The organism is Streptomyces sp. DF42 (assembly GCF_058267695.1).
In genome coordinates this window covers 5,021,817-5,040,096 of the sequence record NZ_CM177859.1, presented here as the reverse complement: position 1 = coordinate 5,040,096, position 18,280 = coordinate 5,021,817, and the positions used below count along the sequence as shown (strand labels likewise).

14 protein-coding genes and 2 pseudogenes are annotated in these 18,280 nt (G+C 70.6%); 6 read left to right on the top strand and 10 right to left on the bottom strand.

The genetic code is table 11. The annotated features are described in order from the left end of the window. Nucleotides 1-170: 170 nt before the first annotated feature. Entirely contained in the window at nt 171-1,439 is a 1,269-nt protein-coding gene (locus tag ACYUED_RS23030) for a DUF418 domain-containing protein (protein ID WP_491284530.1), read from the bottom strand. Between the two features lie 189 nt (nt 1,440-1,628). Continuing rightward, on the bottom strand, nt 1,629-1,961 hold the full coding sequence (locus ACYUED_RS23025; RefSeq protein ID WP_491284528.1) for an MFS transporter: 333 nt from the start codon (nt 1,959-1,961) through the stop codon (nt 1,629-1,631). A 252-nt stretch (nt 1,962-2,213) separates the two neighbouring features. Between ACYUED_RS23025 and ACYUED_RS23020 the strand changes: the two genes are divergently transcribed. Together ACYUED_RS23020 and ACYUED_RS23015 are read left to right on the top strand one after the other, a co-directional pair. Then, nucleotides 2,214-3,626 (top strand): non-reducing end alpha-L-arabinofuranosidase family hydrolase, encoded by a 1,413-nt coding sequence (locus ACYUED_RS23020; protein WP_491284526.1) that lies wholly within the window; start codon nt 2,214-2,216, stop codon nt 3,624-3,626. Between the two features lie 288 nt (nt 3,627-3,914). Next, nucleotides 3,915-4,148, top strand: a pseudogene (locus ACYUED_RS23015) (M56 family peptidase); the annotation flags it as partial. A gap of 23 nt (nt 4,149-4,171) precedes the next feature. Here ACYUED_RS23015 and ACYUED_RS23010 read toward each other — a convergent pair. Both ACYUED_RS23010 and ACYUED_RS23005 read right to left on the bottom strand, forming a co-directional pair. After that, complete coding sequence (locus ACYUED_RS23010; RefSeq protein ID WP_491284524.1) at nt 4,172-4,756, bottom strand: TerD family protein; 585 nt, start codon at nt 4,754-4,756, stop codon at nt 4,172-4,174. Between the two features lie 189 nt (nt 4,757-4,945). Beyond that, nucleotides 4,946-6,196, bottom strand: coding sequence for a serine hydrolase domain-containing protein (locus tag ACYUED_RS23005; protein WP_491284522.1), 1,251 nt, complete (start codon nt 6,194-6,196; stop codon nt 4,946-4,948). 358 nt (nt 6,197-6,554) lie between these two features. Between ACYUED_RS23005 and ACYUED_RS23000 the strand changes: the two genes are divergently transcribed. Further along, the gene (locus tag ACYUED_RS23000) at nt 6,555-7,538 is read left to right on the top strand and encodes a TolB family protein (protein ID WP_491284520.1); all 984 of its coding nucleotides are present in this window, start codon (nt 6,555-6,557) and stop codon (nt 7,536-7,538) included. Here the strand turns inward: ACYUED_RS23000 and ACYUED_RS22995 are convergent. Beyond that, nucleotides 7,526-8,125: a hypothetical protein gene (locus ACYUED_RS22995; protein WP_491284518.1), complete on the bottom strand. Its 600-nt coding sequence runs from the start codon at nt 8,123-8,125 to the stop codon at nt 7,526-7,528. The genes ACYUED_RS23000 and ACYUED_RS22995 overlap by 13 nt on opposite strands. A 266-nt stretch (nt 8,126-8,391) precedes the next feature. On the opposite strand from ACYUED_RS22995, the gene ACYUED_RS22990 reads away from it, so the two are divergent. After that, complete coding sequence (locus tag ACYUED_RS22990; protein WP_491284516.1) at nt 8,392-9,069, top strand: DUF2690 domain-containing protein; 678 nt, start codon at nt 8,392-8,394, stop codon at nt 9,067-9,069. 195 nt (nt 9,070-9,264) lie between these two features. On the opposite strand, the gene ACYUED_RS22985 is transcribed toward ACYUED_RS22990, so the two are convergent. From ACYUED_RS22985 to ACYUED_RS22975, 3 genes are read right to left on the bottom strand one after another with little or no spacing between them, the layout of a single operon-like run. Next, nucleotides 9,265-10,491, bottom strand: a complete 1,227-nt coding sequence (locus ACYUED_RS22985; RefSeq protein WP_491284514.1) for an ATP-binding protein — start codon at nt 10,489-10,491, stop codon at nt 9,265-9,267. Further along, on the bottom strand, nt 10,488-11,165 hold the full coding sequence (gene cseB / locus ACYUED_RS22980) for a two-component system response regulator CseB (protein WP_491284512.1): 678 nt from the start codon (nt 11,163-11,165) through the stop codon (nt 10,488-10,490). Before cseB ends, ACYUED_RS22985 begins: the two co-directional genes overlap by 4 nt. 55 nt (nt 11,166-11,220) lie before the next feature. Beyond that, on the bottom strand, nt 11,221-11,676 hold the full coding sequence (locus ACYUED_RS22975) for a hypothetical protein (protein ID WP_491284510.1): 456 nt from the start codon (nt 11,674-11,676) through the stop codon (nt 11,221-11,223). Nucleotides 11,677-12,013: 337 nt separating this feature from the next. Between ACYUED_RS22975 and ACYUED_RS22970 the strand changes: the two genes are divergently transcribed. Beyond that, nucleotides 12,014-15,313 carry a S8 family peptidase gene (locus tag ACYUED_RS22970; RefSeq protein ID WP_491284508.1) on the top strand — a complete coding sequence of 1,100 codons (3,300 nt, stop codon included), beginning with the start codon at nt 12,014-12,016 and terminating at the stop codon, nt 15,311-15,313. Nucleotides 15,314-15,431: 118 nt separating this feature from the next. After that, nucleotides 15,432-15,635: pseudogene (locus ACYUED_RS22965) on the top strand (hypothetical protein); the annotation flags it as partial. Nucleotides 15,636-15,744: 109 nt separating this feature from the next. Here the strand turns inward: ACYUED_RS22965 and ACYUED_RS22960 are convergent. Together ACYUED_RS22960 and ACYUED_RS22955 are read right to left on the bottom strand one after the other, a co-directional pair. Continuing rightward, nucleotides 15,745-16,461 (bottom strand): TetR/AcrR family transcriptional regulator, encoded by a 717-nt coding sequence (locus ACYUED_RS22960; protein WP_491284506.1) that lies wholly within the window; start codon nt 16,459-16,461, stop codon nt 15,745-15,747. 61 nt (nt 16,462-16,522) lie between these two features. Then, nucleotides 16,523-18,139: a gamma-glutamyltransferase family protein gene (locus ACYUED_RS22955; RefSeq protein WP_491284504.1), complete on the bottom strand. Its 1,617-nt coding sequence runs from the start codon at nt 18,137-18,139 to the stop codon at nt 16,523-16,525. Between the last annotated feature and the right edge of the window lie 141 nt (nt 18,140-18,280).

Sequence of the window (18,280 nt, the reverse complement as noted above, 5' to 3'; positions counted from 1 at the left end):
CGGCGATGCGCGTCGAGAGGGGGCCACGGCTTCCGGCGCCCGCACGCCGGAGGCCAACTCACGCTGCCGCACATCCCCGGAGTGCTGAAGCACACCGGGGATGCGAACAGCAGCCACTTCTCGTACGGACTTTCCTCTCGTACGGACTTTCCCGGGCGCCCGCCCGAAGCTCATCGGACGAGGTGGGCCAGTTTCGTGGCGTTGTTGAGCAGGTACTCCAGCGGTCCGCGGCGGAAGAAGCGGGACCAGACCGCCGCGAACGCGGTGGCCCCGACGATGAAGCAGAGCAGCAGCGCGGCGGAGGCCGACTGCGGCGGGGTGGCCGCTTCGCCGGGCAGGGCGAGGATCACCAGGATGTGGCCCACGTAGAGGGTCAGGGACATGGTGCCGACGGCGATGACCGGCGTTGCCAGTCGGCGCAGCCACGGCAGTCGGTCCAGGGCCACCGTCAGGCACAGGAGCACGGTGATCGCGATCCCCAGGCTGCCGATGAGGTCGAACGTGGAACCGCTGTGCGGCTCGGCTGCCAGCAGCCCCCATGCGTCAGGGCCGCCCAGACCGCCACCGACCGGCGAGTCGAAGGATCCCGATGCCATGCCGGGATCCTTCATGGCACCGGGGTCCTTCATGGCGGGCATCCCGGCCATGATCTTCTGAGCGCCGCCGGTCAGCCGGAGCGCCAGCCATGAGATGCCGTATCCGAACGCGATCATCGCGGGACCGACGACGGCCAGCCGCCGCCGGACCGCGCCGGAGGACAGATCCAGCCGGCCCAACGTCATGCCCGTGACCACGAACGTCATCCAGGTGATCGCCGGGTAGAGGCCGAGGAGCAGGAGATCGAGCACGCCCACGCCGGAGAGTCGCGCGATCGGGTCGTACGAGTCGATGCTGCGCACGGTCGACTCGGTGAGCAGCGCCCGGATCACGTACGCCACCTGCGGCGTGACGACCGCGAGCGTGACCGCGATGATCGCCAGCGTCCTGGCCCGCAGCCGCAGCAGGGGCAGGGCCAGCAGGAAGTACACCGCGTAGAAGTTGAGGATCCCGGCGCCGCCGAAATTGGTCATCGCCAACGCGACGCCCACCACCAGCAGGATCACGGCCCGGATCACGATCCTCGCCCTCGCCTGCCGGCCGGCCAGTCCGGTCTTCGGTTCGAAGCGGCCTGCGATCAGCATCAACGAGAACCCGGCGAGCGTGGCGAACAACGCCGACGCCCGGCCGCTCGACAGCTCCAGGAACCAGTCGCCGACGCCGCCCCCGGGCGTCGCTACGGGGCCGACGTGCACGGCGAACATCCCGAACACGGCCAGTGCACGGGCGAGGTCCACCCCGACCAGCCGCGCCATCGGCGCGGGGCGTTCCGTCGCCGTGGCGGACCCGGGTGAGGGTGCGGGCCGGGGAGGCGTCTTGTCGGCGCTTTCGATCTCGGTCACCGGGACAACCTTGCCGAGGCAGGGGGGCGGTCGACCATCCGCCGGGCTTCGGGAGGTGCCCCGCCGGTCGGCCGACCGACCCCCTCCGATTGGCGGGGTCAATCCCGGCCGTCCACGAACGCTCACCACGCCCCGCGTTCTTCGGCACCGCCGCTGCGTGTTGAAGAGCCTCGCCCTTCGGCGAGGCGATCAGGCTGTGCGGCCTCGACCTGGGGCAGCCATCCGGCTGTCCGGCCGGGCGGGCCGCTTGGCGTTTGTCGCGGCGAGGATCGAGCAGGCCACCAGGCCAAGTGTCACCAGGGCGGCGCCCGACAGCATGAAAGCGGCCCTCACTCCGGCCGGGGAGATGGTCGTCGACGCGATGAACGGGGAGACGGCGAGGGCGCCGGCGATTCCGGCCTCCCACAGACCGAGGGCCTTGGCGAGGTGGCTGTCCGGGATGCGCTGTTGTACCAGTGCGATCAGCGGGATGTCGGTCAGCGCGGACGCGAGCCCTGTCAGCGCGAGCAGAGCGGCTGCCATGACCGCAGACGTGGCCAGGCCCAGCGGAAGTCGGAAGACACCCAGCCGCACGGTTTCAGCCTGCGAACATTCCCGCTCGCGAATTGTGCGAGAGGTATTGACGCCGTTCGCCGATTCTCTCCATCATCACTTGCTCGACACTTCGGCCCATGTTCGACATAACGAACATGCCAGGGCCGCAGCGCATCGACAGCCCCCAGAGCCTCCGGCGGGGTCAGCCAGAGCCGCGTACGCAAGAATCACGAGGTCCCCATGCACAGACTGAGTTTCAGCCGCAGACGCCCGTCCGCGGTGCTCGCCGCCGTGGTTGCGGCCCTGGTCTCGTTGGCCGCGCTGCTCGTCGCCGGCCCGGCGCAGGCGGCCACCAGCGGCGCCCTGCGCGGTGTCGGTTCCGGCCGGTGTCTCGATGTGCCGGGCGCCAGCCAGACCGACGGCACGAACGTGCAGATCTGGGACTGCCATGGCGGGACCAACCAGCAGTGGACGCTCACGGACAGCAACCAGCTGACCGTGTACGGCAACAAGTGCCTCGATGTTCCGGGCCACGCCACCACGGCCGGCACCCGGCCGGTGATCTGGTCCTGCAACGGCGGTACGAACCAGCAGTGGCGGGTGAACGCCGACGGCACGGTCGTCGCCGTGGAGTCCGGGCTGTGCCTGGACGTGAAGGACTTCGGTACGGCCAACGGCACGGCGGTGCAGCTGTGGAACTGCACCGGCGCCAGCAACCAGAAGTGGACCGGCCTGTCGGCCAACTCGTGCGCTCTTCCGTCGACGTACAACTGGACCTCGACCGCTGCGCTGGCGCAGCCGGCGAACGGGTGGGCCGCGCTGAAGGACTTCACCACGGTGACGTACAACGGCCAGCACCTGGTCTACGGGACCACCGCGAGTGCATCCGGTTGGGGCGGGATGGGGTTCCGTCCCTTCACGAACTGGTCGGACATGGCGACGGCCACCCAGACCGCGATGAGCGGGGCCCCGGTGGCGCCCATCCTGTTCTACTTCGCGCCCAAGAACATCTGGGTGCTGGTCGCGAACGGCTGGGACACCGGCTCGACCTTCACCTTCCGCACGTCGACCAACCCCACGGACCCCACCAGCTGGTCTTCGCCGCAGGAGCTGTTCAACGGCAGCCTTCCCGTCGGCGGCCCGCTCGACCCGACCATCATCGGCGACGACCAGAACATGTACCTGTTCTTCGCCGATGACAACGGCGGCATCTACAAGTCGACCATGCCGATCGGGAACTTCCCGGGCAGCTTCGGCTCGTCGTACACCAAGGTCATGAGTGACACGGGGGACAACCTGTTCGAGGCGCCGGAGGTCTACAAGGTCCAGGGCCAGAACCAGTACCTCATGATCGTCGAGGCGAAGGGCGCGAACGGGCGCTTCTTCCGCTCGTTCACCGCCTCCAGCCTGAACGGCCCGTGGACCGTCCAGGCCGGCACCGAGAGCGCCCCCTTCGCGGGCAAGGCCAACACCAACCAGACCTGGACCAACGACATCAGCCACGGTGACCTGGTCCGCAACAACCCCGACCAGACCAAGACCATCGACGCCTGCAACCTGCAGTTCCTCTACCAGGGCAGGAGCCCCAGCTCGGACGGCACCGCCTACCAGCTGCTGCCGTACCGGCCGGCCGTGCTCACCCTGCAGCGCTGACCCGACCGATCCACGGTGATCGCGATGCGGTGCGGTCCGCCGACGCGTAGACGAGCGGTTCACCGCGTGGGCGACTGCACCTGCTGACCGATACTCACCGTTTTTTCGAGGAGTCCCAGCCGCGCGTCGGCTGGGGCTCCTCTCTTTCGTGGACCGGCCAGACGCGCACCACGACCGCACCATGAGCTTTCGGCGGCCTCCTCGCTGTGGTGCGGGGACGCGTCCTTGGGGTGCTTCGCTCGCGTCGAGGGCCAGGCGCGGTGCCTGTTCGAAGGCGGCTCTCGTCCCTCGCGTCACACCCCCGCGCCGCCCACCCTCGCCTCCCTCGCAGCACCGGGCCCACTGCCACGGCGGATCGCGGCTCTCCTCGGACCACCGCCCACCGTTCGCACCTGGCCACCGGTCTTCACCACGGTCGGCCTCGCCCTCCGGACCGCCACCACCGGAGCCCTCCTGTCGGCGACGCTCTCCGCCGACTCGGCCGTCACACTGCTACTCCTGCCGCACGCAGCGACACCGCTCCGGCCTCGAACGCCGACGTACTCCTACTTACTGACAGCGAACCGCATCAGGGCGTGCTCGTCACCCTGCTTGACCTTGCCCGTCGTGTTGATGACCTCGAGCTTCCAACTGCCGCCGATCCGCACCGCCTTGGCCACGGCGCAACCGTTGTCCTTCGTGAGCAGGCTCGGCCAGATGTCGGCGACCTGCTGGGAGGTGCCCCCGGTCGCGTCGTAGACCTTGAAGCTGATGTTGCGCGCCAGCTGGAAGGAACTGCCCTTCTTGTACGCGGCGGCGACGAACACGATCGCCGTGATGTTGGGCGGGATCCGGGCGAACTCGACGGTCACCGTCTCGTCGTCGCCGTCACCGTGGCCGGTCTGGTTGTCGCCGCTGTGGACCAGCGAGCCGTTGCCCATGGGGTCGAGCGAGTCGAGACCCGCGAGGCGGACCGGGTCCCCGCCCTGCATGGCGACGGCGATCAGGTCGAGGTCGGTGCCCTTCTTGCGGCGCAGCTTGCCCATCACCCCGCCGCTGCTGCCGGCGGTGGGATCCCAGGAGACTCCGATGGAGAGGTGGGTCACTCCGTCCAGGTCTGCCGGGCCGTCTTCCTTGGTGAGCGTGATCATGTATGGCTCATCCTCGTTCTCAAAGGGACTACAACACGCAGAGTGTCCCCGGCGCCTTCGTGGTTCCAGGTGACGGGTCCCGGACAGCAACGCACGCACCCGGACAGGCAGGCGTTGAAGGACTTCACCCGCGGCGTCCCTGGCCCATCGCAGTGGAGCGGGCCGGCAGGCGACGGCTCTTCGGAGGTGTCAGCTGGTGGCCGGGACCAAGGGGCCGAAGGAGGCGGCGGCGATCTTCAGGATGTAGCGCATCTCGGTGCCGTTGAGGTTGGTCGGGTTGACCGAGTAGACGATCTTGCGGGAGAGGTCGCGGGTGGCGAAGACACCGCTGGTGTAGCCGGGATTGGAGCCGGTCTTGCCCCAGACCACGACACCGTTGGATGCCGTCACCCTCATGATGCCCATGGTCATGCAGGCACGGCCGGCGTCGGCCTGGGTGCGGCACTGGCTGCTGTGGAAGCTGGGGACGTCCGGGACGGTGAAGAGCTCGGCCTGCTGGGCCGGCGGGAGGAAACGGCCGCGGAAGAGGGCGGTCAGGAAACGGTCGAGGTCGGCGGGAGTGGAGATCATGCCGCCCTCGGCCCAGGGCCAGGGACTCTGCTCGGTGACGTCCACCTGGTGCGTCGTGCCGTCCGAGGACGTGACCGTCAGATAGCCGTGGGAGTGCGGGCCGGGCAGGCGCGGGTCGTCGGCGTCGGGGACCTGGGTGCCGTGCAGTCCCAGGGGCCGGGTGATGCGAGAGCGCACCTCGTGGGCGAAGGTGTGCCCGGTGATCTTCTCGACCAGGAGACCGGCGACGAAGTAGTTCATCCCGTTGTACTGCTGCGCGGTGCCCGGTGCGAACTGCATCGGCCTGCCTGTCATCAGGTCGATCACCTGCTGCGGCGTGAAGCTCTTGAGACGGTTGGCGGCGAACCATTCGGGACTGCCGTCGCCGAAGTCGGGGTTGTCGGCGGCGCGCGGCAGGCCGCTGGTGTGGTTGAGCAACTGGCCGACCTCGACGGGCGGGAGGCCGGCGGGCAGAACCCCCGGCAGGTACTGCTGGACGGGCTTGTCCAGGTCGATCCGGTGCTCGGCGGCGAGCTGGAGAACGAGGGTGGCGGTGAAGACCTTGGAAATACTGCCGATCCGGATGTGCGCGTCGGGCGGAACGCCCTGACCTGTCTCCAGGTCGCCCACCCCGGAGGTGCCCGACCAGTGGCCCGCGCGACCCGTGATCCGCAGCAGCGCGCCGGTGACGTCCGCGTCCGGCAGGCCACCGATGGCTGTCTGGAGCCTGGCCGGGTCGAGCACGGGTAACGGCGTGCCGGACGCGGTGGCGGGCACCGGAGCCGGGGTGGCGGCGGAGGCGGGGGCGGCCATACCCGCGGCAAGGGCGACCAGCACAGCGCCGGACGCCGCCACGGCGGACCAACGGGGGCTGAAGGCAGAGAAGTTCACGAGGCTCTCCAAGGTGGTGGCGGTGGGACCGGCGGTCGAACGGCCCGGCCACGAGTCTCATCCAGCCCGTCAGCCCGGATCATCAGGGAACGCCCCTGAGCGAACCCTGACCGCGCCCTGACCGCGCCCTGATCGCGCCCCGACAGCTGATGGGGGATGGGCGACGTTTCTTCATGTCATCCGACCCGTTATTGCACAGTTGTGACGGTGAGCGCATGGCTCCGTCACCCTCTGTGGGAAGACTCCGTTGTACAGCGAAGGGCAGCAAGCCGAGCGGACCGGATCCGGTTCCGGGGACGGCGGGCGGTTCCCGCGAAACTCTGGTCGCAGCGTCATTCACCTCCCTGGGGGAACCTAGATGTCCGCTCGTATCCGTCGGAGCGCCGCAGCCGTCTTCACCACGGGTGCTGCTGCACTGCTCACCCTGTCCGGTACGGCCGCCACCGCGATGGCGGCTCCGGCCGCTGCCTCCTTCGGCGCCCATGCCAGGGGCAGCGCCGCCATGGTCGCCGCGGCCGCGTCCGCCCACACGCTCACCGTGCCCAGGGGACTCACCATCAGCAACGGCAGCCGCCACGTCGTGGTCAACGGCAAGTCGATCGACTTCGGCACCGCCGTCCGTGACCTGGCCTGGAACCCCAGCGGCAGCAAGGCCGCCTTCATCGACGGGCACGGCGACCTCGTCGTCTCCAACCCGGACGGCAGCCACCGCGTCACCGTCGCCGCCAACCCGGGCGGGCAGACGTGGTCCCACCCCACCTGGCAGGTGACCGCCGCCGACCGGGCGAACCAGATCCCCGCGAAGAACAACCTCATCTTCTCGGCCAAGATCCACGGCAGCACCGTCCTGGAGGGCGTCAAGGCCACCGGCAACCACGGCAGGCCGGCCAGGATCAGCCTGAACGGCGACGGGGAGCACAACATCCCGCAGACCAACAACACCTGGCCGAACGTCGGCGGCAGCTACGGCTCATCCGTCTACGAGAACACCCACACCGGCGAGGTCTACATCCGCGACGACTACCTGCGCCAGCAGGGCGGCGCGCTGACCAAGGGTTCCGAGCCCGCGCTCTCCCCCGACAACGAGGAGGTCGTCTTCGTCCGCTCCGTCCACGGACACGACCACCTCTTCGTCGAGGACTTCGGCGGCTCCACCAACACCGTCAAGGACGTCACCCCCCACGCCACCACCGACTACACCGAGCCCACCTGGTCGCCGGGCGGCAAGACCATCGCCTTCCGCGCCCCGACGGGTACGTACACCATCACGAAGGGCGCCCACGGCTTCGGCAGTCCCGTCAAGGTCTCCAAGCACACCGGCCTGCCCGCCTACCGCGGCTGACCGCCCTCCGACCGGCCGTCCAACCGGCCGCCGGAGCGGGCGAGTTCGGCCTGGAGCTCCGGCAGGTGCTGGTCGGCCGTGTCGTGCGGCAGATACTCGACCACATCGAGGAAACGGAACAGGACCTTGGTCTTGGTGACGGCGAACTCGTAGTCGCCGTACCCCACCACGGCACCCAACTCCCCACGAACAGCTCCCCGGACGACATGAGCGGTCATGTCGTCCGGGCTTTCTGCTGTCAGCCCCCGCCGCGCGTTGGGGCGAGCCAGATACGGGCAGACCATCGAGGCGTAGAGCATGCACGCGCGGTGCCCCGGACCTTCCGGTGTCGCCGCCATGTTGCGGTACGGCCGTCCTGCAGCAAGCGCCTCGCGGATCGCGGAGCTCTCCGCGCCCCCGACCACGCGCCACACGGGACCCCGGGGCATCAGGGTGTTGCAGACGGAACACAGACGCTGCCTCGCGCAATCCGCGCTTCGTCCGTAGTCGGTGAGCGCGAACTGGGGTTCGTCGCCCTCCCACGGTGTGATGGCGGGGACGGGATAGCCCCGGCTGTCACGAGGTCTGGCCTCGACGGTCGCCGGCATGGGAACGGAGTCGAATCGCACACCTCATGGTCGACCACCTGACCGCCGACCGCGACGGTTAATCAGGTATCAGCGGCCCGGGGCCGGATGCCCACGGATTCCCGGCCGACGGCACGGCCGTCTCTGGGACGTCCCCTGGACGCGGGACGGTTGTCGGGACGCGGCGCAGCGTTGGAGATTGAGCGGGCTCGGCATCCGAGCCCGCTCAGTCTTTGTCTGTCTCGGCTTCCTCTCCCCAACTTCCTCTGAAGACAACGGAGTTCCGCATGCTCTCCCTGCCCCGCCGTCTCGGCACGAGTGGCGCCGTCCTGGCGCTCGCCGCCTCCGGCCTGCTGTTCGGCGCCGCGTCGCCCGCCTCCGCCGCGACCAGTTGCCTCGGGCCCGGCTGCAACGGCCTCAATCCCGCCAACACGGTCGGCGGCAACCGCTGGCTGCGCCGGGCCCTGCCCCTCTGCTACGTCGCTTCCGGCGCGCTCCTCGGCGCCCTTTTCACCACGCTGTTCACGGACGACGGGCACGCGGCCGCTGCCACGCCCCGGACCAGCCCGACCCGCGAACTCGCCGCCCCCCTCGCGGCCGCCGCCTCCAGGCCCGGCTGCCAGGGCGACAGCTGTCTCGAAGCGGAACCCCAGGCCAAGAACTGCCAGTGGGACGCCCGCACCGCCCACGAGACCTGGCTGAGAGGCCCGCAGATCCAGCTCCGCTACAGCCCCGGCTGCAAGGCGGTGTGGGGCCGCATAGAGAACGGCACCGTCGGCGACTCCGTCTCCATCACCGACCGTTGGGGCCGCACCGAGGACGCCACCATCCGCGTCGGCACCGACACCTACACCCGCATGCTCTCCACCGCCTCGGCCCCCGCCTCCACCATCACCATCTGCGGCAGAATCCCCAGCCAGCACGACCAGGAATGCACCCCGACCGACAAGCCACCGGCACCCTGACACGCCATCGGGGCGGCGCACGCACGGCTCGGCGCCTGAAATCGCGAGTTCGAGTCCCGCCAAGCGGCACCTCGGCCGGTCACCGCGACGACCACACCCTGGTCAAGCTCTCCTGACGGCACCCGACCCTTCAGGAGAGACCAGTCCCCCACAGCGGGCGGGCCGGTGTCACCCGGCACGCCAGCGCCCGGCGGATCAATCCGTCGGCAGCCACAGCTCCGTCTCCGCGCCCCCCTCCGGACGGTTGCGGAAGATCAGGCGGGCGCCGAGCAGGCGGGCCTGGCCGGTGGCGATGGTCAGGCCGAGGCCGGTGCCGCCGGTCCGGGAGCCGGTGCGAAAGCGCTGGGGGCCGGAGGTGTGCAGCACCGCGAGCAGGTCGGGCGGGAACCCGGGGCCGTGGTCGCGGACCCGGACCACGGGCCCGTCGACCTCCACCTCCACGGGCAAAGCGCCGTGCCGCAGGGCGTTGGCGGCCAGGTTGGCGAGGATCCTCTCGACACGGCGCGGGTCGGTGGCCACGACCGCGTCCGCCGCGACCTTCACGGACACGTCGTCGAGCCCGGCAACCGCACGCCGGGTCATGGCGCTCACCTCGCGCTCCTCGGTCTCCACCGCCGCCACCTGGGAGTCCAGCCGGGCCACCTCCAGTACGTCCTCCACCAGCCCGCGCAGCTTCTGCACGCTGCCCGCCACCAGGTCGGACGCCCGGCCGGGCGGCAGCAGGCCGACCGCTGCCGACATGCCGGCGACCGGCGTGCGCAGTTCGTGCGCGATGTCGGCGGTCACCCGGCGCTCGGCCTCCAGACGGGCGCCGAGCGCGTCCGCCATGGTGTTGACGGAGGCGGCGAGCCGGGCGATCTCGTCGTGGCCGTGGGGGCGGACCCGGGCGTCGAGGTCGCCGTCGGCGATGCGTTCCGCCGTAAGCGCGGCGGCCGTGGCCCGCCGTCCCATCCGCACCCCCAGCACGAGTCCGGCCAGGGACACGAGGACGGTGGCGCCCGCGCCGGTGGCGAACAGCGTCCGGTCGAGTGCGGCCAGGGACTTCTCCTCGGGGGCGTACGTACGGCGGATCGCGAGCACCTTCCGGTCCGAGACCCGGGTCGCCGCCCACAGCACCGGATCCTTGCCGCCCTCCTGCAGATAGGTCACCCGGACGTCGTCGCGGACGGCACGGGCCACCGGGCCGGGCAGATCAGGGGGGTCGAGCCTGGCGTCCGACCTGCGTCCGTCGGTACGGTCGCCGGCGGCGCTCAGCAACTCCTGGTCCAGGCCGGAGCGGGCGGTGGCCAACTGGTCGGCGGCGGTGGTCCGGTGCACCAGCACCCCGATCGCCCCCGCCACGCACATGGCCGCGGCGGCGACGGCCAGGGCGACCTTCGCTCCCACGTTCACGGCGGGCCGTCTCGTGGCGGGCCGTCTCATGGGCGCAGCTTGTAGCCGAAGCCGCGCACCGTCTCGATCCGCTCCCGGCCGATCTTGGCGCGCAGGCGCTGCACGTGGACGTCCACCACCCGGGTGTCACCGGACCAGGCGTAGTCCCAGACCCGCTCCAGGAGCACGTCCCGGGAGAGCACGGTCCCCGGCGCGGCCGCGAACTCGGCAAGCAGCTTCAGCTCGGTCATGGTCAGCGCGAGCGGCTTTCCGTCCCGGCGCGCGGTCAGGGAAACCCTGCAGAACTCCAGGTCCCCGAAGTACAGGCGCGGGCTCTGAGCGGGCTGCGCGGCGGGCGCCGCCCGGCGCAGCAGGGAGCGGATGCGGGCCACGAGGACCGGGCCGTCGAAGGGCTTGATGACGTAGTCGTCGGCGCCCGCCTCCAGGCCCATCACCACGTCCACCGGGTCGTTGCGGGCCGAGATCAGCAGCACGGGCACCCCCGACTCCTCGCGGATACGGCCGGCCAGGCTCACCCCGTTGAGGCCCGGCAGCATGATGTCGAGGACGGCCACGTCCGGATGGCGTTCGCGGAAGAGCGCGAGCCCGGTCAGGCCGTCGGCCGCGGTGCGGACGCGGTAGCCGCGCTCCTCCAGCGTGAGCCGCGTGGCCTCCCGGATCAGCTCGTCGTCCTCGACCAGCAGCACCTCCTGAGCAGCGTGCATCTCCCGAGCCGCGCGCATCGCGTTCCCTCTCCGACGGTCCTCTCCCGTGCCGTACTCAGGCATCCGGTACTCCCAGGTCCGTATCTTCGCTGCCTGCCGCCCAGAACGGCGCCGGGGGGTGTACGGGGATGAGGGTCAAGTGGCTGTAGAACGACACGTTCCCGCGCCTGACCGGCTTGCTCAGCACGACCTCGACGCGGTAGCTCGGCGGGGTGGTGTCGGCGGCGGAGCAGCCGGACATGCAGTTGAAGTCCTCCGCGACCCCGGTGCCGAGCGCCCGGGACGGGCCCCAGGCCCGCCACTTCAGCTTGTCCAGGGACAGGTTCCGGGTCGTCACGACCTCCTCGGGGCGCTGCCAGGCCCGGCCGAAGGAGTCCGTCATGTACACCGGCCCCGTCCAGGGGACCGTCGTCACCGCCGGGCCTTCGACCCGCACACCGGCGTCCACCCCGCCGCAGCCGGTCAGGCAAGCGGCCAGCACGGCGCACCGCAGGAGTCGGTGAAGCCGCATCCCTGGTCCTTCCGCCGGGCTGTCAGGTCATGTGGAGATCGCTGCTGTGCAAGCCGGACGCCATCGTATGACCCGCCGCTGTCGGTCATACGGGGCGGGCCGTGGGCGGGCCGCGCTCCCGCTCGGAGCAAGGTCCCGTACGCCCGCTGTCACACGGGATCGACAGCCTGACGTGCGCATGTAACAGGCGCCCATCGATGCGTCATCGACATCGACACGTCATCGCCGTACAGCCGACGAACGGCCGCGCATCCGCGTTGCTAGCTTCACGCCGACCATTGCCACCCGGCACCTCAGCCCTGGGGGAACTTTGCACAGAAAAGCGAAGGCAGCATGCGTGGCCACGGCCGCGGCGACGGTGGCGGCGGTCCTCGCCACGGGACTGACCGGCACGGCACAGGCAACGCCCGTACCGACCGGCACCGTGCCGACCGCCGCCAAGGCCAACAAGTCCGTCGAAACGCACCGAGTCACCCTCGTCACCGGCGACCGTGTCCTCGTCAACGGCAAGGGCGACGTCGTCGGCATGGAGCGGGCCAAGGGCCGCGCGCGGGTCCCCGTGCAGATACGGAAGGCCGGCGGCCACACCCTCGTCATCCCGACGGACGCCGCCCGGCTGATCGCGAGCGGCAGCCTCGACCAGCGACTGTTCGACGTCACCGAGCTCAACAAGCCGGCCAACCGCAGGAACCAGCAGGGCGGCCTGAAGGTCATCGTCGGCTACAAGGGCACCGCACGCTCCCTGAAGGCCGCGGTCCGGGACACGGGCCTGGTCCACCGGACCTTCAAGTCCCTGGACATGGAGGCCCTCCAGGCGCGCGCCACGCAGACGCCGAAGCTGTGGGACACCCTCACCAACGGTGACGCCCTCGCCTCCGGCATCTCCCATGTCTGGCTCGACGGCGTCCGCAAGGCCAGCCTCGACAAGTCGGTGCCACAGATCGGCGCACCCGCGGCCTGGGCCAAGGGCTACGACGGCAAGGGCATCAAGGTCGCCGTCCTGGACAGCGGCCTCGACAGCAGCCACCCCGACCTCAAGGGCCGGGTGCTCGCCTCCAAGAACTTCAGCGCGTCCGCCACCACCGAGGACCGGCAGGGCCACGGCACGCACGTCGCGTCCACCATCGCCGGAACCGGCGCCGAGTCCGGCGGCAAGTACAAGGGCGTCGCCCCCGGAGCGAAGCTCCTCATCGGCAAGGTCCTCGACGACAAGGGCCAGGGCGACGACGCCGGCATCATCGCGGGCATGGAGTGGGCCGCCGACCAGGGCGCCGACGTCATCAACCTCAGCCTGGGCGGCCCCGACACCCCGGGTGTCGACCCGATGGAGGCCACGGTCAACCGGCTTTCGGAGACCAAGGGCGTCCTCTTCGCCATCGCCGCCGGCAACGAGGGCGAGCAGGGCTTCAAGACCATCGACTCCCCGGGCAGCGCCGCCGACGCGCTCACCGTCGGCGCCGTCAACGGCCACGACGAGGTCGCGGACTTCTCCAGCATGGGTCCGACCGCCGACGGCGCCCTCAAGCCGGACGTGACCGCGCCCGGCGTGGACATCACGGCGGCCGCGGCCAAGGGCAGCGCCATCGACAAGGAGGTCGGCGAGAAACCGCCCGGCTACCTGACGATCTCGGGTACGTCGATGGCGACCCCGCATGTGGCGGGCGCCGCCGCCATCCTCAAGCAGCAGCATCCCGACTGGACGTTCCGCGAGCTGAAGGCGGCGCTCGTAGGCTCCGCCAAGGGCGGCGACTACACCCCCTACGCGCAGGGTTCGGGCCGCATCCAGGTCGACCAGGCGATCGGCCAGCGGGTGTTCGCCGAGACGACCTCGGTGGGCTTCCCCGTCCAGCGGTGGCCGCACACCGACGACACCCCGGTCACCAGGAAGCTGACGTACCGCAACGCCGGCACGAAGGACATCACGCTGGCCCTGTCGACCACGGCCTTCAACCCCCAGGGCGAGGCGGCCCCGCACGGCTTCTTCACCCTGGGCGCGAAGACCGTCACCGTCCCCGCCGGCGGCAGGGCGTCCGTGGACGTCACCGCCCACACCAGGCTGGGCGGCGAGCTCTTCGGCGGCTACTCGGCCTATGTGACGGCCAAGGGCGACGGCCAGACCGTCCGCACGGCGCTGGCGGTCACGCGGGAGGAAGAGGCGTACGACGTCACGCTGAAGTTCGTCAACCGCCCCGGGCAGCACCCGGTCCACCTCACCACCCTGTCCCGGGACGAGCGCAACGCCCCCCAGTTCGGGGGCATGTCCACCGACGACACGGTCACCTTCCGCGTCCCCAAGGGCTCGTACATCCTCGATTCGCTCAGCGTGAAGGACCCGAACTCGACCGAGGGCGGCGCCGACTGGCTGGTCAGGCCCGTGCTGAACGTCGACAAGGACCGGACGGTCACGCTCGACCTGAACAAGACCCGGTCGGCCGACATCACCGTGCCGGACAAGAACGCCAAGCCGCTCCAGGCCATGGTGTTCTACAAGCACAACGCCACGCTCGTGGCGAACTACCTCGTGATGCCCACCTTCTCCGACATCCGTGTCGCGCACGTCGGCCCCGAGATGCCGTCCGGCCTGACGCAGATCTGGTCGGGGCAGTGGACCAAGGGCAAGGGCGCCGAGTACAACACCCTCGACGGCGGCGAGGTGAAGAAGATCGCCGGGACGCACGTCCACCATTACAGGGCGAGCGAGTTCGCCACGGTGAAGGCCGGTCTGGGCGCCTCGACCCCCGGAAAGACCGGGGAGCTCGCTCTGCACGGCACCCTGCCCCTCATCGACGGCATCCACACCCCGCTGCCCCAGAAGCTGCCCACCACCCGGACGTACTACCTGTCCACGGGTGGCGGCGCCGAGTGGTACTTCGACTTCCAGCAGTTCTCGGGGAAGAAGGACGCGGACGGTGTGCCGATCGTGGAGGCCGAATCCACCACCGGTGACTACCTGACGCTCTCCGGTGGCAGGACCTACCGCAAGACGTTCGACACGGCGGTGTTCGCGCCGCGGGTGGTCCCCGGCCTGTCCGGTGTCTTCCACGGCCCCGACGGGATCTACGGCCAGCTTCAGCTCTTCGCCGACGGCCAGAGGAACGAAGCGGTCTCCAGCCTCACCTCGGTGCGCACGACGCTGTACCGCAACGGCAGGAAGGTCGCCTCGAACGCCGACCCGCTGACCGGCAGCGAGATGTTCAAGGTCCCGGCCGGCGAGGCCGCGTACACCCTGACCACGTCGGCCAGGCGCAGCACCAAGGTCCAGGCCGCATCCACCCGGATCGACGCGAGCTGGACGTTCCACTCGAAGGCGCCGTCCACCGGACTGCCGACCGAACTGCCGGTCTCCACGGTGCGCTTCGCGCCGAAGACGGGCCTGGACAGCCGGGTCAAGGCAGGCCGGACCGTCACCTACCCGGTCACCGTCGAGGGCGCGGCGAGGGGCCGGAACCTCAGGTCGCTGTCGGTGTACGTGTCGTACGACGACGGCAGGACCTGGAAGAAGACCGACGTCCGGAACGGAAAGATCACCGTGAAGAACCCGGCCAAGGGCAAGGGCATCTGCCTCCGCGCCAGGATCACCGACAAGAAGGGCAACACGTCCACGATCTCGGTCCACAACGCGTACTACGGCAAGTGAGGCCATGGTTCGCCGAATTGAGTCACTGACGTGAGTCGCTGACGCGAGTGGCCGAGCGGGTCGGTCTGCCGGAAGCACGGTTTTTTCCGGCAGACCGACCCGCTCAGTCGTCCCTACCTTCTACCTGATCGGCACCGTCGACAACGTCACCGGAGTCTTCCGCCCCACCGACAGGGGCACCACCTGGCTCCGCGTCAACGACGACGCCCACCAGTGGGGCGCCATCGGCAGCCTCGGCCTCATCACCGGCGCCCCCGACACCTACGGACGCGTCTACATCGGCACCAACGGACGCGGCCTCCAGTACGGCGACCCGTCCTGACCCCACCCCAGCACCTGAGCGGGGCCGCGGGCACGACTGCCTGCGGCCCCGCCGTGGTTGAGGGACCCCGCCGCCGACAGGAGCAGGTGCGGCGAGCGGCCTGTGTGGCTCAGGTGCGGTGGGTCCCGTCCTCCGTCTTGGCCCGGACCGTGTCGATGACCGCCTGGACGGCCGTCACGAAGTTCTGGGGGTCGTCCAGACCCACGAACCGTGGCGCGAACCGCGCGATGTTGGGGTATTTGTCGGACGGCAGCGTGAGGTAGTCCGTCTTCCAGGCGTGCAGGTCGGCGTCCCGCAGCTCCGGCGACAGCGCGGCCAGACTCGCGTCCATGGCGCTGTAGGCCAGCACCAGGTCGGCGAAGACCCGGTAGTAGCGGGCGGCTTCGGCGTCGTCGAGGCCGGCCCGGCGCATGCAGTCCAGTTTGCGCTCCACGGACCGGAACTCGTTCTCCCGCCGGGCGGTGCGCGCGGCTGCCAGGGCCCCCACCCGGGGATGGCGGAGAAACGCCTCATGGGTGTGGATCGCGATCTCCATGAGGTCGTGGGCCCAGTCGTCCGTGGGCGGCGGGATGCTGGCCAGTGCCTCCTCGTGCAGGGCGTCGATGAGTGCCAGCAGCAGCTCGTCCTTGTTGCGGAAGTGCCGGTAGATCGCCGTCGGATGGGCGGACAGCTCACGGCCGAGGGCCTGGAACGTCAGCTTCTCCATACCGGAGGAGTCCGCGACCCGGAACGCCGCCTGGACGATCAGCTCCTGGCTCAGGGTGCCTCGCGGCAGCCGGCCGCCCCGGCCCGCCCTCTTGGTCGTCCTCGCACCACTGTCGGTCATGCTTCCTTCCCCACGTCGGTCACTCCCATGATCGCGCACCCGGCCATGTCGTCAGCCGGAGTCAGCCGGCGACCGCCGAACCGTCCGCACGCGGATCGGTCGCCGCCGCCAGGTGCGGCCCACCGTCCCCGGGGACCCGCCGGACCAGCTGCCCGTGGCCCACCCCGTCGTCGTTCGCGCCGAGCGAACGGACGGTGAAGCCCGCCCCTTCGATGGCGTGGACGCCGGCCGGAGGGACGTCCCGCTCGGTGCTGACGACGCCCGCGCCGGCCGTCACCCCCGCCTCCATGGCTCCGAGGACCCAGCGTGGCACCGACACCGCGTGTTCGGGAGAGGAACCGGCGGCGAGCTGCAGGGCCATGTGGGTGTGCACCTGGGGTTGCGCGCGTCCCCCCATGGCGCCGTGCGCGCCGACGAGTCGGCCCCCTTCGCGGACCAGCACCGGCATGAGCGTGTGCAGCGGCCGCTTCCCGCCGGCCAGCCCGTTGGGCGAGGCGGGGTCGAGGGAGAACGAGGCACCCCGGTTGTGCAGGACGATCCCGGTGCCGGGGTCGAGCACGGCGGCACCGAAGCTGTGGAAGACGCTCTGGATCAGGGAGACCCAGGTGCCGTCCGCGTCGGCCACCACCACCGCGACGGTGTCACCGGATGCCTTGCGCTGCGCGAGCAGGTCGACCGCCGTGCCCGACAGGGCATGCTCGGCGACGCGCCGCGCGTACGTGTCGGACAGCAGGTGGTCGACGGGGGCGCTGCTCCAGTCCGGGTCGGCGCAGTGGCGGTCGCGGTCGCCTGCGGTCCAGGCGAGTACGGAGGCGACCACGCCGGCGTCGCGGCCCAGCGGGTCGAGCGGCCCGCGGACGCTGCGGGCCACGTCGAGCGCCCTGAGGCCCTGGAGGAAGTAGAGGCCCTGCGAGTTCGCGCCGGTCGACAGGTACTCGACACCGTCGTACTCCGCGGCGAGCGCCTGCGAGAGCTCCACGGTGTGTGCGGCGAAATCCTCCTCCGTCATCGCGGAGCCCCCCGCGGCGAGCAGCTTCACCAGGCTCGCGCCCACCTCTCCGCCGTACATCGCGGCGGGGCCGTCGGAGCCGATCAGGGCGAGGGAGCGGGCGAGGTGGGGCTGGCGCAGCGTCTGTCCGGCCGCGAGGACCTCTCCGTCGGCGAAGAACACCCCCCGCATGCCGGGGTCCCGCGCCAGGTTGCCGCTCTCCCGGGCGAGGTCGTGGGCCAGTCCCGGGGCCACGGCCACCCCCTCGCGGGCGGCGGCCTCGGCGGGCGCGAGCGCCGCGGCGAGCGGACGCGTGCCCCACTTCTCGGCGAGGGCGCCCCATCCGGCGACCGCGCCGGGAACCGTCACCGGCAGGGCGCCGAGGACCGGCATCATGTCGTACGCCGCCGTCAACGACGCCGCGTCGAGCGCGCGAGGGGACCGGCCGCTTGCGTTGACGAAGCGGACCTCGCCGTCCCGGGTGCCCACCAGAGCCAGCAGGTCGCCGCCGACGGAGCACTGGTTGGGGTAGACCACCGTCAGCATGGCGGCGGCGGCGAGCGCCGCGTCGACCGCGTTGCCGCCCCCGCGCAGGACCTCGGCCGCCACGTCACTGGCCCCGGCGTGGGGTGTGGCGACGGCCCAGTCCCCGCCCCTCGCGGCGAGCGGACGTTCGGTGAATGCGGACATCGTTCCCTTTCCCGAGTGCGCCGGCGGCCGCCTGCGGTGCGGCCTCTTTAACCGCCGCGTTACAGGGGACTTCTTGACAGTCCAAGAGCGACGGGCCTAGCTTCCCTTCATAGTCAACGTTATCGACTATGACATTGACTT